This is a genomic window from Paractinoplanes maris (genome assembly GCF_023544465.1).
GTDB classification, from domain to species: domain Bacteria; phylum Actinomycetota; class Actinomycetes; order Mycobacteriales; family Micromonosporaceae; genus Actinoplanes; species Actinoplanes maris.
In genome coordinates this window covers 194619-216715 of sequence record NZ_JALPVL010000009.1, presented here as the reverse complement: position 1 = coordinate 216715, position 22097 = coordinate 194619, and the positions used below count along the sequence as shown (strand labels likewise).

Sequence of the window (22097 nt, the reverse complement as noted above, 5' to 3'; positions counted from 1 at the left end):
CGTGTCGGACGAGCTGATCGCCTGCGAGAGCCTGGTGCGCATCTATCAGACCGGCCCGGTCGAGGTGCAGGCTCTGCAGGGGCTCGACCTGGTGGTCGAGAAGGGCGAGATGATCGCCGTCGTCGGGGCCTCCGGCTCGGGCAAGTCGACGCTGCTGTCCATCCTGGCCGGGGTGGACGCGCCGACCGCCGGGCGGGCCCGGGTCGAGCAGTGGGACCTGCTGGCGATGTCGCGGGCCGACCGGGTGCGCTACCGGCGGCACACCGTCGGCTTCGTCCGGCAGCAGACGGCCAGCAACCTGATCCCGTATCTGACGGCCCGGCAGATGGTCGACCTGCCGATGACCGCCGCCGGCACGCCGTCGAGTGTGCGCCGGCAACGGTCCGGCGAGCTGCTCGAGTCACTCGGTGTGGCCGACTGCGCCGACCGCAAGCCCGGGCAGCTCTCCGGCGGGCAGCAGATGCGCGTGGCCATCGCCGTCGCCCTGGCCAACCAGCCGCACGTGCTGCTGGCCGACGAGCCGACCGGTGAACTCGACACCACGACCTCGGCCGACGTGTTCGGCGCGCTGCGCGACGTCAACCGCGACCTCGGCGTCACCATCGTCGTGGTCACCCACGACCCCGCGGTCAGCGGTCAGGTCGAGCGCACCGTGGCCATCCGCGACGGGCGCACCAGCAGCGAAGTGCTGCGCCGCACGGCCACCGCCGACGACGGCGGCACCCACGTGATCGCCGAGGAGTACGCCGTGATGGACCGGGCCGGGCGCATCCAGCTGCCCCGCGACTACCGCGAGGCGCTCGCCCTCACCCGCCGGGTGCGGCTCGCTCTCGAACCCGACCACATTACGATCCGGCCCGACGCGTGAACGGGGCCCTTCTCGCCGTACGGGAAGTGAATCGGACCTTCGGCTCGGGTACGGCGGCCGTGCACGCGCTGCGGGACGTGTCGTTCGACGTCGAGCCGGGCACGATGGTCGCCCTGGTCGGCCGGTCCGGTTCCGGAAAGACCACGCTGCTCAATGTGATCGGCGGCCTCGACCGCCCCGACTCCGGCACGGTCGTCGTCGACGGGCTCGAGGTCACCGGCCTCGACGAGGACGGCCTGTCCCGCCTGCGCCGCGACAAAGTCTCGTACGTGTTCCAGACCTTCGGCCTCATCCCGGTGCTCTCGGCCGCCGAGAACGTGGGTGTGCCCTTGCGGCTGGCCCGCGCCGAACCCGGCGACCGCGAACGCCGCGTCGCCCTGCTGCTCGACCTCGTCGGCCTGTCCGACCACGCCCAGCAGCGACCGGGTGAACTCTCCGGCGGCCAGCAACAACGCGTGGCCATCGCCCGCGCCCTGGCCGCCTCACCCCGCCTGCTCATCGCCGACGAGCCGACCGGTCAGCTCGACGCCGAGACCGGCCTGGCCGTCATGGGGCTGCTGCGCGGCGTGGTCGAGTCCGAGGGCGTCACCGCCGTCGTGGCCACCCACGACCCGGTGATGATGGCGCTGGCCGACCGGGTGATCCAGATCAGCGACGGCCGGGTCCCCGCGTGCTGAGACTTCTGCCGCGCCGGGCCCGGGCCCAGTGGCCGCTGCTGGCCTCCCTGCTCACGATCCTGGTCATCGGGGCCACCCTGCTCGGCACGTGCACGCTGCTGGTCACCCGCACCTCGGAACGCGCGGTCGAGGTCTCCGCGGCCCGGGCCGACCCGGACGACACCACGGCCACCGCCTATGTGGGAACCGTCGCGGCGGCCGACGCCGAGTCGGTCGCCGCCGACACCCGCACGGTGCTGACCACCGCGGTGGCGCCGTTCCGGGTGACCACGACGACGCGGGTGTCAGCCGCCCTCCGGCTGCTGCCGGCGGCCGACTCCGACGGCGTCCTGGGCGGCGGCTACCTGGGCGCCATCGAGGATCTCCGGTCGCGGGCGGCACTGGTCTCCGGCCGCTGGCCCCGGGCGCCGCTGGAGGCGGCCGTCCTGCAGAGCACCGCCCGGCTGCTCGGACTGAAGCCCGGCAGCCGCGTGCACCTGGGCCCCGAGCTCGGCCGCTCCCCCAACCAGCCCGTCGACCTGCGGATCGTCGCCGTCGTCCGGCCGCTGCCGGACACCGGCTGGGACCGTGACCCGCTGGGTGGGACCGGGTTCGACGCCGACCCGCCGGAGAGCACCTCGGCCCGGCAGATCCACGCCTACGGGCCGTTCCTGGTGGGCTTGGGCGACCTGCTGACCGGCGGGTCGGCGCTGAGCCGGCTCGAGGTCACCGCCCGGCCCGACCTCTCCGCGCCCACCGGCCGGGGGCTCGACCAGCTCACCGCGTCGCTGCTCGACGCCAACCGCAAGCTGGAGGGCACGCTCGGCGACCGGGTGGAGATCCAGCGCGTCTCGTCCCCGCTCCCCCAGCTGCTGCTCGCCGCGCGCGACCAGCAGCAGCTCACCTCGGGGGCGGTCCTCGCGCTGGCGTTGATCGGCCTGGTCCTCACGGCGATCGCGCTCACCCTGGCCGGCCGGCTGACGACCGGGGTCCGGACCGCCGAGTTCGACCTCCTGGCCGCCCTCGGCACGAGCCGGCGCCAGTTCACCGCCGTGGCCGCGGCCGAGGCCGGGGCGATCGCCGTGGTGGCGGCCGCGCTGGCGGTGCCGCTCTCCGCGTTGCTGTATGCCGCGCTCACCCGGCTCCCTCCGCTGGACGGGGCCGGGCTCGCCGCCCCGGTGACCGTGACCGGAGCCCAGATCGCCGTGGTGGCCGGCGGGGCGCTGGCCCTGGCGGCGCTCAACGTCGGGCTGGGCACCCGGCCGGCCGCTGATCCCGGGGATCGCCGTACCCACCGCGAGCTGCTCGCCCGTTCCGGGCTCGACCTCCTGCTGCTGGCGCTCGCGGTGGTCAGCTGGTGGCAGCTGCGGGCCCAGCCGGCCGCCGCCGGGTCCCGGGCCGATGCCGTACGCGTTCTGGCGCCCGCCCTCATCCTGACCGCCGGCGCCGCGCTGGCCCTGCGCCTGGTCCCGCCGCTGCTGCGCGGGGCCGAGCGGCTGGCCGGCCGGGCCCGCGGCTTCACCCTGTCGCTGGCCGCCTCCGGGGCCGCCCGCCGCCCGCAGGCCCTGGCCGCCGGGCTGCTGATCTGCCTGGGCTGTGCCGCCGCGACCTTCGGCACCGCGTTCGGCTCGACCTGGAACACCTCCCAGCGCGACCAGGCCGACCTGTCCGTGGGCACCGACCTGGCCGTCTCCCTGACCACCGCCCCCGCCACCGGGCAGAGCGCCCAGGTCGGCGCGGCCACCGGCGGGGTGATCAGCCCGGTCGCCAAGAACAACATCGTGGTCGGCCAGTGGCTCGGCGGCCCGTCCACGGCCCCGCAGCTGGTGGCCATCGACACCCGGCACGCCGACGCCCTGTTGCGGGGCCGGGCCGATCACCCGGACGGCTGGGCCGGCGCGACCCGGGCCCTGGTGCCGCCGGCCCCGGTGACCGGCGTCGCCCTGCCCGAGGGCAACACCCCGTCGCTCACCGGGACGGCCACCGGCGACAAACCGATCGCCGTGACCCCGCACCTGCTGCTGCAGGACGACATCGGGCTGCGGACGACCTGTGACGGCGACCCGGTCGCGCTGGACGGCCGTCCCCATCCGCTGCCGGGTTGCGTCCCGATCGCCGGGCTGCGGCTGATCGGCGTCACGCTGTCGGTGCTGGGCGAGACCGGGATCCAGCACGTGGCCGCGATCGACGCCACGATCACGCTGCCCGGTCCGTCGACGTCGGCGTGGACGGTCCGGGCCGCCGCGCCGGAGGCCAACCAGCTCAACAACGCCCAGGTCGGGGTCACCGGCACGCGGCTGAGGCTGAGCGCCGCGGTGAGCTTCGCCGAGACGACCCCGCTGACCCGGGTCCTGGTCGCCACCGCCTTCGCCGATCCGGGCCCGGTGCCGGTGGTCGTCTCCCAACGGTTCGCGGCCGACGTCGGCGCCCGCCGCGGCTCCGAGATCTCGTTCGCCCTCGACCAGACCGCGGTGCACGCGACAGTGGCCGAAATCGTGCCCCAGGTGCCGTCGGCCGCCGGTGCCGCCGCGCTGCTGGTCGACGTGGACCGGCTGACGCGAGCCCTGGCCGTACGCGGCAACGTCGACTCCCCGGTGACCGAGTGGTGGGTCGGGGACCCGGCCCGCGCGGACGCCGCCGCCCGGATCGGCGAGCTGCGCCTCGGCACCGTCACCACCCGCCAGGCCGAGGGCGAGCGGCTGACCGGCAGCCCGCTGCGCGCCTCCTTCCCGGCCGTCCTGCGGGTGCTCGTGGTGGCCGCGATCGTCCTGCTGCTGGGCGGGGTGCTGCTCCAGGTGACCTGCGACACGCAGCTACGCGCGGTCGAGGTGGCCCGGCTACGCGGGCTCGGCGTGTCCCGCCGCGGCATCCGGGCCGCGCTGCTGGGCGAACACGCCGCGGTCGTGCTGCCGCTGCTGGCCGCGGGCGCCGGCGTCGGCGCACTGGCCACGTGGCTGATCGCACCGCTGCTGATCCGCTCGGACACCGGCGCGGCCGCCGTGCCGTCGGCCGTGGCCCACTGGCCCTGGGGCGGCGAGCTCCTGCTTCTCGCGGGGCTGGTCGCGGCCTGCGCGCTGGCCGTCGGCTCGGCCGTCCTGGTGCAGGTCAGCCGGGCCGACGCGGCACACCTGCGGGTGGCGTCGTGAAGACCCGGACGGCCACTGCGGGTGGCGCCGTGAAGGCCCGGACGGCCACTGCGGGTGGCGTCGTGAAGGCCCGGACGGCCACTGCGGGTGGCGTCGTGGAAGCCCGGGCAGCCTTGCGGGTGGCGTCGTGAGCGCCTGGCCGGCCCTGCACTGGCCGAGCATCCGCGGCCGGGCCCGGGCCGACGCCGGTCCGCTCTTGCTGGTCGCCTGCGTCGTCGCCGTCGTGGCTCTGCTGGCCGGGGCCACGCCGCCGCTGATCCGCACGACCTCGGACGAGGCCACCCGCGACGCGATCCGCCGCGCGGCCGACGACGCCGCCGTGCGGGTGGAGTCGGACTGGCCGGACGACTACGGGCCGACCGGCGGCCGGCTCCGCTCCCCGCGGCTGGCCGACGACGTCGCCGGGATCGGCTCGCTGGCCAAGAGCGACCTCGACGCGAGCCTGCGCTCGGCGCTCCGGCCACCGGTCACGACCGTCTCGAGCATCTCGATGGCGGTCACCGACGGCAGCGTGCAGCGGCGGCTCCAGCTCGAATACCTGCGCGACGACTCCGGCGGTCCGGCGGTCACCTGGATCTCCGGGCGCGCCCCCGGCCCGGCCACAACCGACCAGTCCGTCGAGATCCCGCTGAATGGCAAACCGTGGCCGATGCACATCGGGCTGTCCGAGGCCGACGCCAAGGCGCTCGGGGCGAAGCCGGGCGACCGGCTCCCGGTGCAGGACGAGCGCCGGACCCCGTACGACGTCCGGGTCAGCGGCATCTTCCGGCCGGTGGACCCGGGCGACCCGGCCTGGCGCCTGGCACCGTGGCTGTTGCAGCCGGCGGCCAACCGGGACGGCCTGGGCAGCACCCGGTTCGGCGGCTGGCTCTCCGACCAGTCGCTGCCCGACGCCCGCCTGGCCTTCCGCCCCGACCAGTTGCGCCGCACCGTCCGCTTCGACGCCGACCCGGACAGGCTCACCTGGAAGTCGGCCCAGGCGCTGGCCGAAGCGGTGGCGGCTCTCAAGGGTGGCTCGGCGGTCTCGGCCGAGCGCGACGACTCTCTCAAGTGGGCCACCCAGCTCGACAGCGTGCTGCGCGACCTGCGTGCTCAGATCGCCACCGCCTCGGCCCAGGCCGCCGTGCTGCTGATCGCCGTGCTGGCCGGCGCGCTGCTCGTCGTGAGCCTGGCCGCCGATCTGCTCACCCGGCGGCGTACGGCCGCTCTGACCACCGCCCGGCAACGCGGCGCCTCGCTGCCCGGCCTGGCCACCGAGCTCGCGATCGAGTCGGTCGCGGTGACGGTGCCCGCGGCCGCACTCGGTCTCGCCCTGAGCTTCGCGCTGGCCGGCGGAGCCGCGCTGACCTGGGTTCTTCCGTTCGTCGTGATCGCGCTCGCGGCCGGGCCGGCGTTCGGCACGCTGGCCGCCGCCCGGGCCACCCGCGACCGCCGGGCGCCGGCCAACCGCAGCGCCCGTCGGTGGGCGCGGCGCACCGGTCAGCTCCGCCGGGCCGCGCTGGACGCCGCCGTGGTCGCCCTGGCCGCCGGTGCGCTCATCGCCCTGCGGCAGCGCGGCATCGGTTCCAGCGCCGACGGCGACGTGGGGTTGCCCGCGGCCGCGCCGGCGCTCGTCGCCCTGGCTGTCGCCCTCCTTCTCGTACGCCTGATGCCGTCGGCCACCCGAGCCACCCTCGCCATGGCCCTGCGCTCCCGGCGCCCACTCGTGCTGTTCGCCGCGGCCCGGGCCGCCGCCACCTCCCGCGTGCTGCCCGCCTTCGCCCTGATCACGGCGATCGCCCTCGCGTCGTACGCCTTCACCCTGAACGCCACCACCGAGCAGGGCCTGGCCGACGGGGCCTGGCAGTCGGCCGGCGCCGACGCCCGGCTGACGATGGGCTCCGAGGCGGCCGGCGCCACCGTCCCGGTCACGGCCAAGGTGGCGGCGGCACCCGGCGTCCGCAACGTCGTCGCGGCCCGCGTCGTCGAGAACGAGCGCTTCATCGCCGACTCCACCGCGATCGTCGCCCGCCTGGTCGTGGTGGACACGGCAAGCTTCCGCCGGCTGCTCGCCGGCACTCCCCTGCCCGGCCTGCCCGACCCGGCCGGACTGACCACGGCTCGCGACGGCACCATCCCGGCCCTGGTCCGCACGAGCGACAACACCCTGCGGCCCGGCACGAGCTTCCGCATCCCGCTGCAGACCAACAGCGCGATCCCGCTGGTCGCGGTCGGTGCCGCGCCGCCGGTCGGCACCGGCGACGACGTGGTCGTGGTGGACGTGGCGGCGGCGAAGGCGGGCGGCCTGGCCTTCGAGCCCGACACCATCTGGGCGACCGGCCCCGGCGCGGCCGCGGCGATCCAGGCCTCGGGGGCCGACGGGCGGCTGACGACCCGGGCCGGCCTGCTCGACGAGCGCCGCACGGCGCCGCTGACCGCCGGGCTCACCCGCCTTTATCTGGTCGCGGCGGCGATCCTGCTGGCGCTGGCCCTGCTCGGCTTCGCGCTGGCCGCCGCGGCGAGTGCGCCCGAGCGCTGGGAGACGCTGGCCCGGCTGCGGACACTGGGCCTGCGGCCGCGCGACAGCCACCGGGTGGCGGCCGGCGAACTGCTGCCGGTGCTGGTGGTGGCGGGGGTGTGCGGTCCAGCGCTGGGCGCTCTGCTGGCCTGGCTGACGCTGGGCCCGCTGGCCCTGCGGATGCTCACCGGCCAGGTGGCCGACCCGGCGATGGTGGTGCCATGGTGGGTGCTGGAACTCGGCACGGTGGGCGCGCTGGCCGCGGTGCTGGCCGCCGTCGTGGCCACCGAAGCCTCCGTACGCCGACGCCGCCGCCTCGGCGACGTCCTACGAGCCGGCGGCGGCTGACCAGCCGTCCATCGGGCGGGCTGATCAGTTGTTCGCTCAGTCGGCTGAGTGGCGTCCGCCCGGCCAGTGCACTGAAGGCGCTCACCCGGCCAAAGGGCCGAAAGGCGCTCGCCCCGCCCCAGCCCCGGTCGACACCCCACCGAGCTGCACCGTGATGCCGGGCCCGGGGACTGAATGGCGCTCGCTTGACCAGTGGACTGAATGGCGTCCGCCCGGCCAGTGCGCTGAAAGGCGCTCACCCGGGTGAAGGGCCGAAAGCGCTCATCCGGCCAGGGGACTACATAGTGCTCTCTTGGCCGGTGAGCCGAAAGGCGCGCCCCGCCAGTGGGCTGAAGGGCGTTCGCATGGCGGGTTGAGCAGATTTTGACTTCGTCGGCGGCTGATCGGGCGTCCGCCGGTGAGCTGAGCGGGTTTCACTCGGTCGGCCGGGCTGATCAGATGTCCGCCCGGTCGGCCGGTGGGCTGGTCAGGTGTGAGCCCGGCGGGAGCGCAGGGCCAGCACCAAACCCGCGATCGAGATCAAGGCGGCGATCGTTTCGGCCACGGCCGAACCAACCTTGCCTGGAACGTTCCAGGTGCCCTCGTACAGGTTGGGCAGCGGGCCCAGCTGGCCGACATTCACGTACGTGTAGAGGGTCACCGCCACGGCGGCGCTGCCCGCGACCAGCAGCGAGATGATCCAGGTGATGACGCCGGGCCGGATGAGCAGGGCGAGGGCGACCACGATCGCCACCACCGCCTGGATGCGGAAGAGTGTGCCCTCGCTCATCACCGACGAGCGGAACTGGTCGTACTGGGCGGCGTGTTTCAGATGGACATATCCGTCCACTCCCAGCAGCGCCGCGGTCACCACGGCGAGGACGCGCTGAACGATCGGGATGTCGCGCCAGGCGACATGCGATCTGGTGGGCAATGCGTGACTGGCCATCGGTCCGGTCCTTTCGGGAGGCTTCCTCGTGCGGCCCACGGTTCTCCGGACTGGACACCCCCGCAATGCTGCTGGCCCCAATCCCGCGATACCAGCCATCCGGTAGTCGTCCGCATTCTCGCTGCTTGGCGCCCGGCGCTTCACCATCGCGACGGACGCCAACCAGACGCGAGTGCCGGTGACCCCCGCCACCCGGCCCGGTTGACCAGTGATCGGTGCCACCCAACCGCGGCCCACCGGTATCCCGCGCAGCCCCACCACGCCTGACGGATGCCACCTGACCAATGGCCCGCGAGTCCCATCACAAACGCCGATGCCACCCGGCCGATGGCTCCCGCCAGCCGCACCGCGAACGACAGGTAACACGTGCCAACCGGCCGCGGCCGGCTAGTGCCCCGTGTTGCTCGACGACAGCTGGCGTACGCCCCATGCTGCCCGACCTCAGCTTGCGAGCGTCCCGTGCTGTTCAACCGCAGCTTGCGAGGGTCCCTTGCTGTTCGACCGAGGCCGACCGATGGCCGCGATGCCCGAGCCCGTGCCCCGCACTGCGCGGGGTGCCCGCACTGCGCGAGGTGCCCCCCACTGCGAGGTGCCCCCCACTGCGAGGTGCCCCCCACTGCGAGGTGCCCCCCACTGCGAGGTGCCCCCCACTGCCAGGTGCCCCCCACTGCGAGGTGCCCCGCGCTGCTCAGGGTGCCCCCTTCTGCGCGAGGTGACTCGTACCCGCGGTGCCCAGCACTGCTTGACCCCGGCTGGGGTTCAGCGTGGGAGTGGGGAAGCCAGGACGGACGACAGGTGGGCCACGGCCTGGGCCACGGCGGCGCGGGCCTGTGGGGTGTCGGGGCGGCTGCCGGCCGTGACGAAGTCGTGGGTGATTCCGCCGTACCGGACTGCGGTGACCCGGACGCCGGCGGCGCGTAAGCGCGTCGCGTAGCTTTCGCCCTCGTCGCGCTGGCCGTCGCACTCGCCCGTCACCACCAGGGCCGGCGGCAGGCCGGTGAGGTCCTCGGTGGTGGCCCACGGCGCCGGCTTCCGCTCGGCGGCGCCGGTCGTGTGCTGGTCCCAGAACCACATCAGGGCGTCGCGGCGCAGCCAGTATCCCTCGGCGAACCGCAGGTGCTTGTCGGTGCCGGTGACCGGGCAGAACAGCACCTGGCCGCGGAACGTGACGTCCCCGCGCTCACGGGCCAGCAGGGTCAGCGCGATGGCCGTGCGGCCGCCGACCGAGTCCCCGGCCACGGCCATCCGCGAGCCGTCCAGGCCGTGCTCCCCGCCCTGGGTGGTCACCCAGCGCGCGGCCGCGTACGACTGCTCGTCGGCGACCGGGTCGCGCGGGCAGACCACCGCGGCGCCGGTGCCGGTGGCCAGGTCGCGCATCAGGCGGTCGTGGGTGTGTTCGTCGCCGGACACCGCTGGGGCGCCGTGCGTGTGGAGCACCACCGGCAGCGTTCCGGTCGCCCCCTCGGGGCGCACGATGCTCACCCGGACCGGGCCGGCCGGTCCACCGTCGATGGTGATCCACTGCTCGTCGATCCCCGCCATCCGGACCGGCCGGTCCCGCACGGTGATCACGCGGAGGCGCGGGCGGCGGTCTCGATGACGTCGGCGACCCGCGCCGGCAGCGCGTGCATGACCAGGTGCGGGCCGTCCAGTTCGACAACCTCGCGCAGGCCGGCCCGCTTGTAGCCGAAGCGCTCGACGTTCGGGTTGATGGTGTGGTCGGCGGCCGAGACGATGCCCCAGCCGGGCTTGGTCTTCCAGGCGGCCACCGGCGCGGTCTCGCCGAACGCGACCGCCGACAGCGGGCGCTGGGACACGGCCAGCACCTCGGCCACCCGGGGGTCGACACCCGCGGCGAACACGGCCGGGAAGGCGTCGACCTTCACCGAGACGTCGGTCCCGGGCTCGCCGCCGGCCACCGGGTAGGGCGTGTAGACGAGGTTGGCCGCGAGGTCGGAATCGGGGAAGCCGCCCTGCAGCTGGGCCAGGCTCTCGCCCTCCTCCAGGGCGTAGCCGGAGACGTAGACCAGCGCGGCCACGTTGTCGGCGACGCCCGCCACGGTGATGACGGCCCCGCCGTACGAGTGGCCGGCCAGCACGACCGGGCCCTCGACGGACTCGACGAACGCCTTGACCGAGGCGGCGTCCTCGATCAGGCTGCGGTTGTAGACCGGCGGGACCAGCACCCGGTATCCGCGGTCGAGAAGCTCCCGGGTGACCGGGGCCCAGGACGCGGCGTCGGCGAACGCTCCGTGGATCAGGACGATGGTCGGGTTCTGCGGCATGGTGGTCTCCCCTGTGCGCCGGATGTGATGCCGCCATGCTGCCGAGCGCGGGTGGGGGTCGTCGTCCGTTGAATGACTGACGGCCTCAGCCGGGCGGGTCGAGGACCGCGCGGAGCTGGGCCCGCCGGGTGACCCCGAGCACCGGGAACGCCCGGGCCAGGTGGGTGCTGACGGTACGCGGCGACAACGCCAGCCGGGTGGCGATCTGCTGGTTGGTCAGGCCCTGGGCGGCCAGCCGGACCACTTCGCGTTGCTGCGGGGTGAGCTGGGCGGTGACGTCGCGATGGGCCGGTGCCGCGGCCGCCGCCAGTTCGCTGTCGGCGCGGGCCCGCCAGGCCGGGAGCCGGGCCGCGGCGAAGGCGTCGCGCGCGGACTCGAGCAGGGCCCGCGACTCGGCCGGTCGGCGCCCGCGGCGCAGCCAGCGGGCGTAGTCGACGGCGGCGGCCGCGCGTTCGACCGGCCACTGACCGGTGCCGGGATCGTCCAGCGCGAGCCGGTAGTGCGTCTCCGCCGCGGCGTCCCGCCCGGCGAGCAGGGCCCGGGCGCGCTGCCAGATGGCGGTGAGCCGGAGCGACCCCAGCGCCCGGACCCGCGGCTCGGCGGCGGCGACGATTGCCGTCACCTCGCCGGCCCGGTCCAGCGTCACCGCCGCGCTCACCAGGTCGGCCAGGCCGAGGTCGGAGACGCGGTAGTGCACCGGCTGCCCGTCGTCGTCATAAAGGCGCCGCAAGCGACGGAAGGCCAGGTCGAAGTCCCCGGCGATGGCGTCGGCCTGGCCCCGGGCCCGGATCAGGCGCTGCTCGTGCGCGGGGGCGGCCGCCACCGGGCCGTCGAGGACGTCCCGCAGGCGTTCCTCGCGGTCGTCCCGCTCCTGCAGCAGGGCCACCGCCGCCCGTACGGTGAAGGCCCCGGCCCGTACGAGGTCGGCGACCTCGCCGCCCACCGCCGGATTGCGCAGCGCCGCCGCCACGGTGCGGTCGGCCCGGTCGAGCTCGCCCGCGTCGAACTCGGCCCAGGCCAGGGCGGTCGCCGCGATCGGCAGCTGGTAGCCGGCGCCGGGGGCCAGATCGGTGGCCTCGAGCAGATAGCGCCGCGCCTGTGTGGTCTCGTGCCGGGACAGCGCCATCACCCCGTACATGGTCCACTGCTGCGCAGGGGTGAGCTGCGCGATGCCCGGGTGGGGCCGGTCCTGGTGCATCTCGCGGGCGAACCGGCCGCCGGGGTCGGCGTCGTCGGTGATCGCCTCGACCCAGGCCGGCCGCGGATGGTTCACGGCCGAGCGCAGCGCCGCCCGGGACCGATCGTCGCCGCGCAGCCAGGCCTGTCCGACCAGATCGATGATCGACGCTCCGGGATTGACGCCGCCGGCGGCGATCCGATCGGCCCAGGCGACCTCCCCGGCCGACAGCGCACAGTGGACGGCCTGATCCCGGCGCCGGTCGGCCACGGGGGAGGGCGGCGTGTGCTCGGCCGCCATGGCCAGGGCGTAGGCCGCCGGCCGCAGCCGGCCGGTGGCGGCCAGCGCGTGACCGGCGTGCTCGAGTGCCGTGGCCTGGGCCGCGGTGAGCTCCTGGCCGCCGCGGGCGCGATGCCACGCGTACGCCGGACCGGCCGGGTCGAGGTGGGCGGCGAGCCGCCGCCGGACTTCCTGCTGCGCGGCCGGCCCGGCCCGGTCGAGGACGGCCGCCCGGACGACCGGGTGGCTCGGGCGGTGCCGGCGGCCCGGTCGCACGATGCCCGCGCTGATCAGCCGGTCCCACACGTCCGGAGCGACGAGCTGATCCCACCGGCCGGCCGGCTCGCGGGCCGGTGCCTCGACGGCCAGCGCGGCCAGCACGGCGGCGTCCAGCTCGGCCGGTTCGAGCTGGGCGACGGCCGGGGCGAGCGCGCCGCGCAGCCGGGCCGGGACCGGCAGCTCGGTGACCGTGGCCGGCAGACCGGCCGCCGGCGGCAGTGTCCGGGCCAGCTCGACCAGCGCCAGCGGGTTGCCGCCGGCCTGGGCCAGCACGACATGTGCGGCCGGGTGCGAGGCCGCTCCGGGCAGCCCGGCGAGCAGGCCGGCGGCGGCGGTCCGGGGCAGCGGGTTCAGCCGGACCACCGGCCAGGCCAGGCCGGGCGGCGGGGTCACCGCGGTGGCCAGGACCGGGACCCCGCTCGTGGTGATCACGGACGCCGAGGCCGGGTCGCAGCGGTCCAGGTCGTCGACGCACCACAGCCAGCGCCCCTCGGCCTCGATCGCGGCGGTCAGGTGGCCGACGGCGCGGGCCAGGGTGCCGGCCGACGGCACCGGGCCGTGGTCCGGGCCGCCGGTGCCGAACAGGCTGTCCAGCGTGGTCTTGGCGTCCGGCGGCAGGTCGACGGCCCGGTCCCGGACCGGGGCCAGGAGGCGTTGCAGGGCGGCCAGGGGCACCGCGCCGTCACCGGCCAGGACCCGGGTGGCCAGCACGGACCCGCCGGCGGCGGTGAAGCGGCGGGCGGCCTCGGCCAGCACGGCGGTGCGGCCCGTCCCCCGGCCGCCGGCGATCAGCACCGAGCCGCCCGCCGCCAGCGCGCCGAGGACGTCCTCCCGGCCGGTCGGCCCGCTCATCGGCCGGCCGGCTGGTGCTGGTCGGCCGTCGCCAGCAGGTCGCCCAGCTGGGCCCGGTTGGCCACGCCGAGCAGCGGGAAGACCTTGTAGAGGTGAGACGCGATCGTGCGCGGGGACAGGAACAGCTGTTCACCGATCTCTCGGTTGGTCAGGCCCGCGGCGGCCAGCCGGGCGATCTGCTCCTGCTGCGCGGTCACCGCCTCGAACAGGTCGGTGCGCGCGGCGGGGGCGCGCACCCGCAGGTCGGATTCGGTGCGGGTGACCCATCGCCCGGCCCGGATCCGGTCGAAGGTCTCCAGGGCGTCGAGCAGCCGGGTCCGGGCGGGGCCGGGCTGGTGGGCGCGGCGCAGCCGGTCGGCGACCTCGACGGCGAGCACAGCCTCCTCGAACGGCCACGCACCGGGCCCGTCGGTCACGAGGTCGCCGGGCCGGTCGGCCAGCAGCGCCCGGGCGGCGGCCAGCCGGGCCGCTCGTCGCCCGGTCAGCCACCCCGGGCGGCTCGCGATGCGGTCCACCAGGGTCCTCGCGTGCTCGGTCGCGCCGGTGCGCATGGCCGCGCTGACCAGGTCGGGCAACACCAGGACCTGCCAGATGTGGTGGACCCCGTCGGCGTCGGCCGCCGCGCGCAGCAGCTCGTAGGCCCGGTCGTGGTCGCCGGTCGCCAGGGCCGCGGTCCCCTGCGCCCAGCGCAGCCGGATCGCGAAGGCCGGCACGTCGAACGCGTCCAGTTGCCGCCGGGCCTGCTGCAGCAAGTCCTCGGCGGCGTCGATCCGGCCCCGGTTGTAGGCGATCACCGCCAGTTGCGCGTAGGCCCCGGTCCGGATCACCGCTGCCTCCGACGCCACCGGCAAGGACAGCAGCGGAACGATCATCTGCTCGGCCTCGGCCCACCGGCCGAGATCGATCAGGGCCCAGCCGGCCACGCCCGGCGCGGTCAGATACACCGAGGTCGCGGCCCCGTCGAGCACCAGCCGGACCGCCGGGCCGAGCATCCGCAGGCTGTGCTCGGGCTCGTCGAGCAGCATCGCCCCACCGGCGAAGGCGGCCATCGGCAGCACCTCGGCCGGCGTCTCGGCGGCCGGCGCGGCCCGCACCACCTCGATCATGCCCGGGTCCGGCTCGGTCAGCGAGCGCGGCATCAGCGTGATCCCGCCGATTCCCGGGGGCAGCCGGTGCAGCCCGTCGAGGACGTCGCGGTCCATCTCGGGCGAGCCCATCAGGAAGGCCGGGAAGCCCGCGGTCACCACGACCTGGACCAGGTCGGTGACACCGGCCCGGCGTTCGGCCATCGCGGTACGCAGCATCCGCGCGCTCGCGTCCAGCCGGCCGCGCACGGTCAGGGTCCAGCTGGCCAGGGCCAGCAGATCGACGTACAGGCCGGGGTCGGCGGCCGGGTCGGTGCCGGCCAGCGCCCGGTCGAGCAGGGTGGCGGCCCAGTTGACCCGGCCGATCGCCGCCGCGCGCCGGGCCGCCAGCAGCAACAACGGGGCCCGCTCGGCGACCGGCAACAGATCGGCCGCGAGCTCCAGCAGGCGCAGCGCGGTGGGTGGGTCGACCGCGGGTTCCTCGGTGGCGGCCACCAGCTCCTCGACCAGTGCCGGGTCGTGGCCCTCGGCGGCCGACGCGCGGTGCCACAGCGCCAGATAACGATCGGGGACGACCGCGGCCAGCAGCCGGTGCGCCTCCCGTTCGGCGGCCGGGCCGGCCTCCAGCAGCGCGGCGTACTCGACCAGCGGATGGCGGAACCGGACCCACCCGTCGGACACCTCGATCAGGGCGGCCGCCGCGGCGTCCTGCCAATCGTCCACGGTGATCCCGGGGTCGGCGGCCGCGACGACCGAGATCCGGCTCTCGCCCGCGGCGGCGAAGGTCAGGGCCCGGCGGGCGGCCTCCGGAAGCCGCCGGATCTGGTCCACGAACAGCCGTACGGTGTCGTCCGGGAGCTCGCCCCGGCCGCCGAGCTCGATCAGGGCCAGCGGGTTGCCCGCGGCGAGCCGCAACAGCCGCTGCCGGTCGGCCCGGCCGGAGGCGTCGGCGACGGTGTCCAGCAGCCGCTCCGCCTCGGGCTCGGACAGCGCGGGCACGGTGACCACCCGGGCCAGGTCGGCCAGCTCCAGCGGCATCCGGTCGTCGCGGGCGGCGAAGAGGGCGACCACCGGCAGCTGGTTCCAGACGATCGTCGCGGTCGCCGCGAGGAGCAGGTCGAAGCTGGGCGCGTCGAGCCGGTCCACGTCATCCACCACCAGCACCAGCGGGCGGTCCCCGGCCAGTGACTCGAGCGCCGCCGGCAGCGCCAGGCGCAGCGTCAGCAGGTCGATGCCGTCGGTCGCGCCGGACAGGGCAGCTCGCAGGGCGTCGCGCTGCCGGGCCGGCAACGCGTCCACCGCCGCCGCCGGCTCCGGACCGGCCAGAAGTTCGCGCAATCCCGCGTACGGGTCGGAGGACATCCCGGGCCGGCCGTGCGCCCGCACCACGACCTGCCCGGCGGCGACCGCGGCGGCCGTGAACCGTCGCACCAGCGCGGTCTTGCCGATCCCGGCCGGGCCGACCAGCAGCACGGCCCCCTCGCCGAGCAACGCCGTCAGCTCGGCCCAGAGCCCCACCCGCCCGATCAGTCCCGGCGCGTCGCCGTCGGCAGCTTGATCACCGTTCACCGGTACGAGTCTGCCCTGGCCGGGCGGTGTTCGGCGGCACCCCCCGCGTCCTCTGCCTGAACAGCGGGCCACCGTGACCGGCCGGACCGCCGGTTCGGCCGGTCTTGACAGCCGCCCCGGGCCGAGCGTTTGGTATACGGAGCGTCGGTGAACCGTTACCGGGCACCCCTCCCGGGCCGGTCGATCGGCTCGATGGAGGCTGGGCCATGACGGCTGCATTCGGCGAAGCGCCGCCCCCCGATCTGCTGGACGAAGCCGAGCGGATGAGCGTCGATCAGCTGCGCGAGCTGCAGTTGCAGCGGCTGCGATGGACGCTTCACCACGCGTACGAGAATGTCGCGCACTATCGGCGCGCGTTCGACGAGGCCGGGGTGCATCCGGAGGACTGCCACGAGCTGGCCGACCTGGCCCGCTTCCCGACCACCAGCAAGTCCGACCTGCGCGAGAACTATCCCTTCGGCATGTTCGCCGTGCCGCAGGCCGACGTGCGCCGCATCCACGCGTCGTCCGGCACCACCGGGCGGCCCACCGTGGTCGGCTACACCCAGAACGACCTGGACCTCTGGGCCACGGTGGTCGCCCGCTCGATCCGGGCCGCGGGTGGCCGGCCGGGCGATCGGCTGCACAACGCGTACGGCTATGGGCTCTTCACCGGCGGGCTCGGCGCGCACTACGGCGCCGAACGGCTCGGCTGCACAGTCATCCCGGTCTCCGGGGGCATGACGCCGCGGCAGGTGCAGCTGATCACCGACTTCCAGCCGCGCGTGATCATGGTGACGCCGTCCTACATGCTGACCGTCATCGACCAGTTCGAGAAGCAGGGCCTCGACCCGCGCAAGTCGAGCCTGGAGATCGGCATCTTCGGGGCCGAGCCGTGGACCGAGCAGATGCGCCTCGAGATGCAGGAGCGGGCCGGTCTGCACGCCGTCGACATCTACGGGTTGTCCGAGGTCATCGGGCCCGGGGTGGCCCAGGAGTGCGTGGAAAGCAAGGACGGCCTGCACATCTGGGAGGACCACTTCTATCCCGAGGTGATCGACCCGGAGAGCGGCGAGGTGCTGCCCGAGGGCGAGCTCGGCGAGCTGGTCTTCACGTCGCTGACCAAGGAGGCGATGCCGGTCATCCGATACCGCACCCGCGACCTGACCCGCCTGCTGCCCGGGACGGCCCGCCCCGGGATGCGGCGGATGGAGAAGGTCACCGGCCGCAGCGACGACATGATCATCCTGCGCGGGGTGAATCTCTTCCCGACCCAGATCGAGGAGATCATCCTGCGCACGCCCGGGCTGGCCCCGCACTTCCAGCTCGTGCTCACCACCCGCGGCCGGATGGACCACCTCACCGTGCAGGTCGAGGGCCGCCCCGACTGCCCGGCCGACCGCCGCGACGCGGCCACCGCCGAGGTGGCCCAGGCGGTCAAGGACACCATCGGCACCAGCGTCGAGGTGGTGGGCGTCGAACCGGAGACGCTCGCCCGCTCGGCCGGCAAGATCCAGCGCTTGGTCGATCACCGCGACTGATCAGGAGGACCCATGGCCGTCTTCCGCATTCTGGAGGCCACCGCCCGGCCCGGCGCCATCGGCCGGCTCTCGGAGCTGCTCGTCCAGCAGGAACAGGACGTTGTCGCGAACGCGCCCGGCATCGTCTTCGCGCAGTCCCTGCGCAGCGGCGACAGTGTGCTCGCCGTCTCGAGCTGGCGCAGCGTCGACGACATGCAGCGCTACCTCGACCAGCCGGTGACCAGCGCGTTCTATCAGGCGCTGCCCGAGCTGCTGATGGGCGTGCCCAGCGTCCGGACGTTCGAGGTCATCGGCGCCAACGGGTGGGGGCCCTCGTGAGCTGGTACTACCCGAAGGGCTGGACCGATCAGGAGGACGGCATCGACCAGGTGCTGATCCACTACAGCTGCACGCCGCCCGGTCAGTGGCCGGACTGGAGCTGGAGCCACGACGCCCGGGTGCTGCAGGACTTCGGCGGATATCCACGGCAACGGCTCAAGGTGCTGCGCATGCCGCGCGAGGTGTGGGACATGGAGCACGGCTGGTCCACGCCGGAATACCGGTTCCACTACTACTTCGAGGTCCACCAGAACGGGCACCGGTGGACGACGGATCTGTTCACCGAGGACATCGTCTATCGCGACCTCGAATACGTGGACGACACCGGCTGGATCACCAACATCTGCATCTACTGGTCGGTCGGTGACTGGGGCGCGCCGGTCTACAGCCCGATGGAGGACCCGCGCATCCCGGCCGATTCCGAGTTCCTGGCCCGCCACTACTACACGTACAACGACAAAGAGCGTTTCCACCGCGAGAAATACCAGATGCTGTACGAGTTGGATCTGCCGCACCGCTTCTCTTCGCGCATGTGGGGGCCGCGCGGCGCGTCGATCGTCCAGCAATACCACATCGGGCGCATGTATCCGCCCGAGGAGAAAAGCGAGACCTGGATCGGGCCGTACGGCTCGTCGGCGCCGGGAGGTGGAAACTGTTGGATCCATCATCTGTGACCCCTTTCTTCAGCCTCCGGAAGTCCTGGCTGGACCCGGGGCCGGGCATCTCGATGGTGCAAGCGCACTACACGTGGTCGGCCCGCGAGGTGGCGCCGGACTGGTCGGCGGCCGAGCAGGTGGTGCTGTCGCCGCAGGACGGGCCGCTGCGTACGGCGGTGCTCGAGGTGCCGCGGCTGGACTCCGGTTTCGCGCTGCACCACTTCTTCTTCGTGGTCGGGGCGGACGACCGGGCCGCGTCGCCGGTCTTCACCGAGGACATCGTGTCGGCCGAGGTGGCGTACGAGGACGCTTCGGGGGAATTCACGGCGGTGGGCGTGGTGTGGAGCGAAGGGGAGCCGTCGGTGCCGAACTACACGAGCACGGTGATGGACGGGCTGCCGTTCGAGACGATGGGTGACGCGCCCGACGAGGGCAGCCTGTACGAGTTCGTCCGGGCGCAGCCGCTGCCGCACACGTTCCGGGGCCGGGTGTGGGGTGTCCGGGGCACGCGCATCCGCTACGGCTTCCACCTGATCCGGCACGGGCGTCCCGACCCGGCCGACGACCTCGAGAGCTGGGACGACAACGGCGGTGCGGGCTGGACAGTCGAGCTGTGAGGCGTTACGACCACCCGCTGCGCTGGCTGACACCCGCGGCCGGGCGGGCCGTGCGGGGCCGGGTGCGCTACACCGGGCCCCTCGCCCGCGCCGGCCGGGTCACCGCCGCCGGCCTCCCCCGGACCGCCCGCCCCGCCGCCCGTGGCCTCACTGCCGGTGGCCGGGCTTTGGTGCTGCATGTCGGCCACGACGGTTGGAAGTCGCCGGTGGACGTGCCGATGGAGCAGGTCGGCGATCACGCCTGGGAAGCCGCCGTGACCACGCGGGACCGGGCGGTGCTCGACTGCGTGGTGCGCGACGAGACCGCCACCCGCTGCGACAACAACCAGGGCGCCGATTACCGCCTGTGGATCGGCCTCGACCCGGTGGACGCACACGTGCACGCCCGGACGCCCGGCCGCGACCAGCTGGGTTTCGACAGCCTGCTCGCCGCCGCCTGGTCCGGAGGCATGACCCAGGCGGTGGTGAGCTGGGGCGACAACGACTTCATCGACATCGTCGCCGAGGCCGTCCCCTGGCTCACCCGCCTGGTGTGGGTGCGCCCGGGCGGTCCCGGCCCCGATGACGTACGCCGTCGGCTGACCGAAGGCGCAGCCGGCCTCAAGCTGCACCCCGCCTACGACAACTTCCCGGCCGACACCCCCGGCCTGGACCCGTACCTGAAGATCGCCCAGGAGGCCGGCGTCCCGGTCACCATCCACAGCGCCCCCGGCCCGGCCGACCCCGACCTGATCGCCCACCTGGCCGAGCGCTTCCCCACCGTCCAGTTCGTGCTCTACCACACCTATCTGGGCCCGCCCGAGGGCCGCCGCCGAGCCACCCAGCACGCGAAACGACTCCCCAACCTGCACCTGGAAACCTCCTGGTGCGCCTCCACGTTCACCGAGCGCCTCCTCGACGACCTGGGCCCCGACCGAGTCCTCTTCGGCTCCGACGCCGCCACCGACGGCCCCACCCATTTCGTCCGCAAGCCCCCCAACATCGAGATGCGCGAGAACTACAACCAGTCCCTGCTGCGCCTGGCCAAGCGCCTGAAGCCCGCGGTGACCCGCAAGTTCCTGGAGACCAACGCCCGCACGTTGTTCAACCTGAACACGTGACGAGCGTCGTCGTCCGCGGCTGTCATAGCTCAGGTGGGGTACCTCGGTAACTGAGCGACCGGCCAACGGCAGGCCGCCAATTGACGGGGTCACCGCAGCCGCATGGACCTCTGTGGATCAACTCGTCGCCGACGACCAGGCCGGACCGGTTCCCCGAAGGAGCCATCTGTCCACTGAAAGTAATCGCGTACCGCTGTCAGAGTGACCCTCATCTCCCCCGAGGAAGGGCCACATGACAATCACAAAACGGCCGCTCGCCATCTCCAGCATCGCCCTTCTGGCAGTAGCGTCGCTGTCCGGTTGCAGCCGGAGCGACGCAACCGGCGAATCCGACCCCACTCCGACCGTCGTGGTCACGAGCACCGACACTCAACAGCAGGATTGCGGCGAATCCGCGGTGACCAACACGGTTTCCGAAACCGGATCGTTGTTGCAGGTGACCAGCCTGGGCTTCACCGCGAGCAACGGCCGGCTGGACTTCGTCCTGCCCGCCGGGATCCGAAGCAACTATCCCGCGTTCCGGGCCGGGGAGTTCACCGGTGATTCCACCGAACCCTTCGACCGGGCGATCGCGGAAGGCGCTTTCATCTATGGCAATCCCGACATCAATCTCTTCGTCGAGAACGCTGAGCACGAGGACATCGTCGTCACCGACGTGCGGGCGGTGAACACCCGCGACGTGTGCATGCCATCCGGCCTGCTCGCGCTGCTCGGCACCGAAGGCGGAGACGAGACCACCCTCGCCATGAACTTCGACGCCGATCGGCCGATAGGCATGGTGCCGACCGACTCGGGCACCGTCGCCGACACCCCGTACTTCGACAGCAACACCATCGACATCCCCTCCGGCGAGATGAGGCAGATTCTCATCGTCGGCACCCTTCTCAAACGGGCGCGCACCTTCGAGCTTGCGTTGACCTACATTCATGACGGCGCCGAATACACCCAGCTCATCGGGCCGTCGGACGGTCCGTTCCGCGTCACCCCGAGTATCTGCCCGGGACAGGAGGACCAGGCCGCTCTGGAACAGGAGGATGTCGACCGGCTGCACGCCCACCAGTTCGACGACGTTCTGCGCCGATCCGACGAGATGGTCAACGGGCACATCAATCTCGAGACCGTCTCCACCGAGACCTACGCCCAGTCCTGTACCGGCTGATGAGCCGCCGCCGCCCATCCATCCCGAAACCGCGAAAGCGGGTAACCGGAAAGCAGGCGCCGGCACAGAGCACACCGGTTCCAACAGTCATATCTGCTCCGGTCGTCCTGCCCACCGCTGACGGAGCCGGCCCGGCCACGCCGGTGCAGACGTCTTCCGGCCTGACCGTCGCCGAGCGGCGGAACCTGCGCGCCTCCTATCTTCAGGGCATCACCGCCGTGATCGCGTTGCTCATCTCGACAGTCGCGTTCATCCAGCAATTGGACCTCAATGAGGATCAACAGATTCTCAACGAGTACGCCCAGCGGCGCGACGAGCGTAAATACAGCTCGAGGGTGGCGATCTGGGCCGTCACCGGCCGGAAGTACAGCAGCGTGCTGCCCGCCGGTTTCGACATGTTCATCCAGAACCGATCCCCGGCGCCGCTGCGCGACGTCCATGTCCTGGCCACCCTCTCCTCCGGCCAGAACGCCGAGGTCGCGCTGACCGACATACCGCCGTGCACGATCGAGACGCATCGCATCGCCGCGCCGCACAGCGACGCCTTCGCCAAGAACGACCGACGAGTGATCGACTACAGCAGGATCTGGCTGGAGTTCACCGTCGACACCCGGAGCTGGCGGCTCACGAGCGAACGCCTCACCGAGGCTCGGCGGACCTCGTCCGAACTCGCCGGCAAGCTCCGCAATGTGCCGATGGACAACGACCCGCAGAAGAACGGGGGCGAGGTCGAGGACTGCGGGGAAGGCGGCTGAGCG

Annotated in this window: 16 protein-coding genes; 11 read left to right on the top strand and 5 right to left on the bottom strand. The window is 73.7% G+C overall.

All coding sequences use genetic code 11. The features are described from left to right. Position 1: 1 nt before the first annotated feature. The 4 genes from NAG42_RS26430 to NAG42_RS44390 all read left to right on the top strand — a co-directional run bounded on the left by NAG42_RS26430 (position 2) and on the right by NAG42_RS44390 (position 7515). Positions 2-868 carry an ABC transporter ATP-binding protein gene (locus NAG42_RS26430; protein ID WP_250034074.1) on the top strand — a complete coding sequence of 289 codons (867 nt, stop codon included), beginning with the start codon at positions 2-4 and terminating at the stop codon, positions 866-868. Next, a complete protein-coding gene (locus NAG42_RS26425) occupies positions 865-1545 on the top strand; it encodes an ABC transporter ATP-binding protein (RefSeq protein WP_250034073.1) in 681 nt (226 codons plus the stop codon). The genes NAG42_RS26430 and NAG42_RS26425 overlap by 4 nt, the downstream gene beginning before the upstream one ends. Continuing rightward, on the top strand, positions 1539-4670 hold the full coding sequence (locus NAG42_RS26420; protein WP_250034064.1) for an FtsX-like permease family protein: 3132 nt from the start codon (positions 1539-1541) through the stop codon (positions 4668-4670). Before NAG42_RS26425 ends, NAG42_RS26420 begins: the two co-directional genes overlap by 7 nt. A 127-nt stretch (positions 4671-4797) precedes the next feature. Next, complete coding sequence (locus NAG42_RS44390) at positions 4798-7515, top strand: FtsX-like permease family protein (protein WP_308201192.1); 2718 nt, start codon at positions 4798-4800, stop codon at positions 7513-7515. Positions 7516-7981: 466 nt separating this feature from the next. On the opposite strand, the gene NAG42_RS26410 is transcribed toward NAG42_RS44390, so the two are convergent. The 5 genes from NAG42_RS26410 to NAG42_RS26390 all read right to left on the bottom strand — a co-directional run bounded on the left by NAG42_RS26410 (position 7982) and on the right by NAG42_RS26390 (position 15969). After that, complete coding sequence (locus tag NAG42_RS26410) at positions 7982-8443, bottom strand: hypothetical protein (protein ID WP_250034060.1); 462 nt, start codon at positions 8441-8443, stop codon at positions 7982-7984. A 759-nt stretch (positions 8444-9202) separates the two neighbouring features. After that, the gene (locus NAG42_RS26405) at positions 9203-10006 is read right to left on the bottom strand and encodes an alpha/beta hydrolase (RefSeq protein WP_250034057.1); all 804 of its coding nucleotides are present in this window, start codon (positions 10004-10006) and stop codon (positions 9203-9205) included. A 5-nt stretch (positions 10007-10011) separates the two neighbouring features. Next, positions 10012-10728: an alpha/beta fold hydrolase gene (locus tag NAG42_RS26400; protein ID WP_250034053.1), complete on the bottom strand. Its 717-nt coding sequence runs from the start codon at positions 10726-10728 to the stop codon at positions 10012-10014. Between the two features lie 85 nt (positions 10729-10813). Beyond that, on the bottom strand, positions 10814-13315 hold the full coding sequence (locus NAG42_RS44385; protein ID WP_284045899.1) for a helix-turn-helix transcriptional regulator: 2502 nt from the start codon (positions 13313-13315) through the stop codon (positions 10814-10816). Then, a complete protein-coding gene (locus NAG42_RS26390; RefSeq protein WP_250034051.1) occupies positions 13312-15969 on the bottom strand; it encodes a helix-turn-helix transcriptional regulator in 2658 nt (885 codons plus the stop codon). The genes NAG42_RS44385 and NAG42_RS26390 overlap by 4 nt, the downstream gene beginning before the upstream one ends. 206 nt (positions 15970-16175) lie before the next feature. On the opposite strand from NAG42_RS26390, the gene paaK reads away from it, so the two are divergent. The 7 genes from paaK to NAG42_RS26355 all read left to right on the top strand — a co-directional run bounded on the left by paaK (position 16176) and on the right by NAG42_RS26355 (position 22094). After that, positions 16176-17489: a phenylacetate--CoA ligase PaaK gene (paaK, locus tag NAG42_RS26385; RefSeq protein ID WP_250034047.1), complete on the top strand. Its 1314-nt coding sequence runs from the start codon at positions 16176-16178 to the stop codon at positions 17487-17489. A gap of 12 nt (positions 17490-17501) precedes the next feature. Then, positions 17502-17807 carry a hypothetical protein gene (locus NAG42_RS26380; RefSeq protein ID WP_250034031.1) on the top strand — a complete coding sequence of 102 codons (306 nt, stop codon included), beginning with the start codon at positions 17502-17504 and terminating at the stop codon, positions 17805-17807. After that, positions 17804-18481 carry a hypothetical protein gene (locus NAG42_RS26375; protein ID WP_250034028.1) on the top strand — a complete coding sequence of 226 codons (678 nt, stop codon included), beginning with the start codon at positions 17804-17806 and terminating at the stop codon, positions 18479-18481. The genes NAG42_RS26380 and NAG42_RS26375 overlap by 4 nt, the downstream gene beginning before the upstream one ends. After that, positions 18478-19080 carry a hypothetical protein gene (locus NAG42_RS26370; protein ID WP_250034025.1) on the top strand — a complete coding sequence of 201 codons (603 nt, stop codon included), beginning with the start codon at positions 18478-18480 and terminating at the stop codon, positions 19078-19080. The genes NAG42_RS26375 and NAG42_RS26370 overlap by 4 nt, the downstream gene beginning before the upstream one ends. After that, on the top strand, positions 19077-20180 hold the full coding sequence (locus NAG42_RS26365) for an amidohydrolase family protein (protein ID WP_250034022.1): 1104 nt from the start codon (positions 19077-19079) through the stop codon (positions 20178-20180). Before NAG42_RS26370 ends, NAG42_RS26365 begins: the two co-directional genes overlap by 4 nt. Before the next feature lie 232 nt (positions 20181-20412). Next, entirely contained in the window at positions 20413-21339 is a 927-nt protein-coding gene (locus NAG42_RS26360; RefSeq protein ID WP_250034019.1) for a hypothetical protein, read from the top strand. Then, entirely contained in the window at positions 21339-22094 is a 756-nt protein-coding gene (locus NAG42_RS26355) for a hypothetical protein (RefSeq protein WP_250034016.1), read from the top strand. Before NAG42_RS26360 ends, NAG42_RS26355 begins: the two co-directional genes overlap by 1 nt. Positions 22095-22097: the final 3 nt, after the last annotated feature.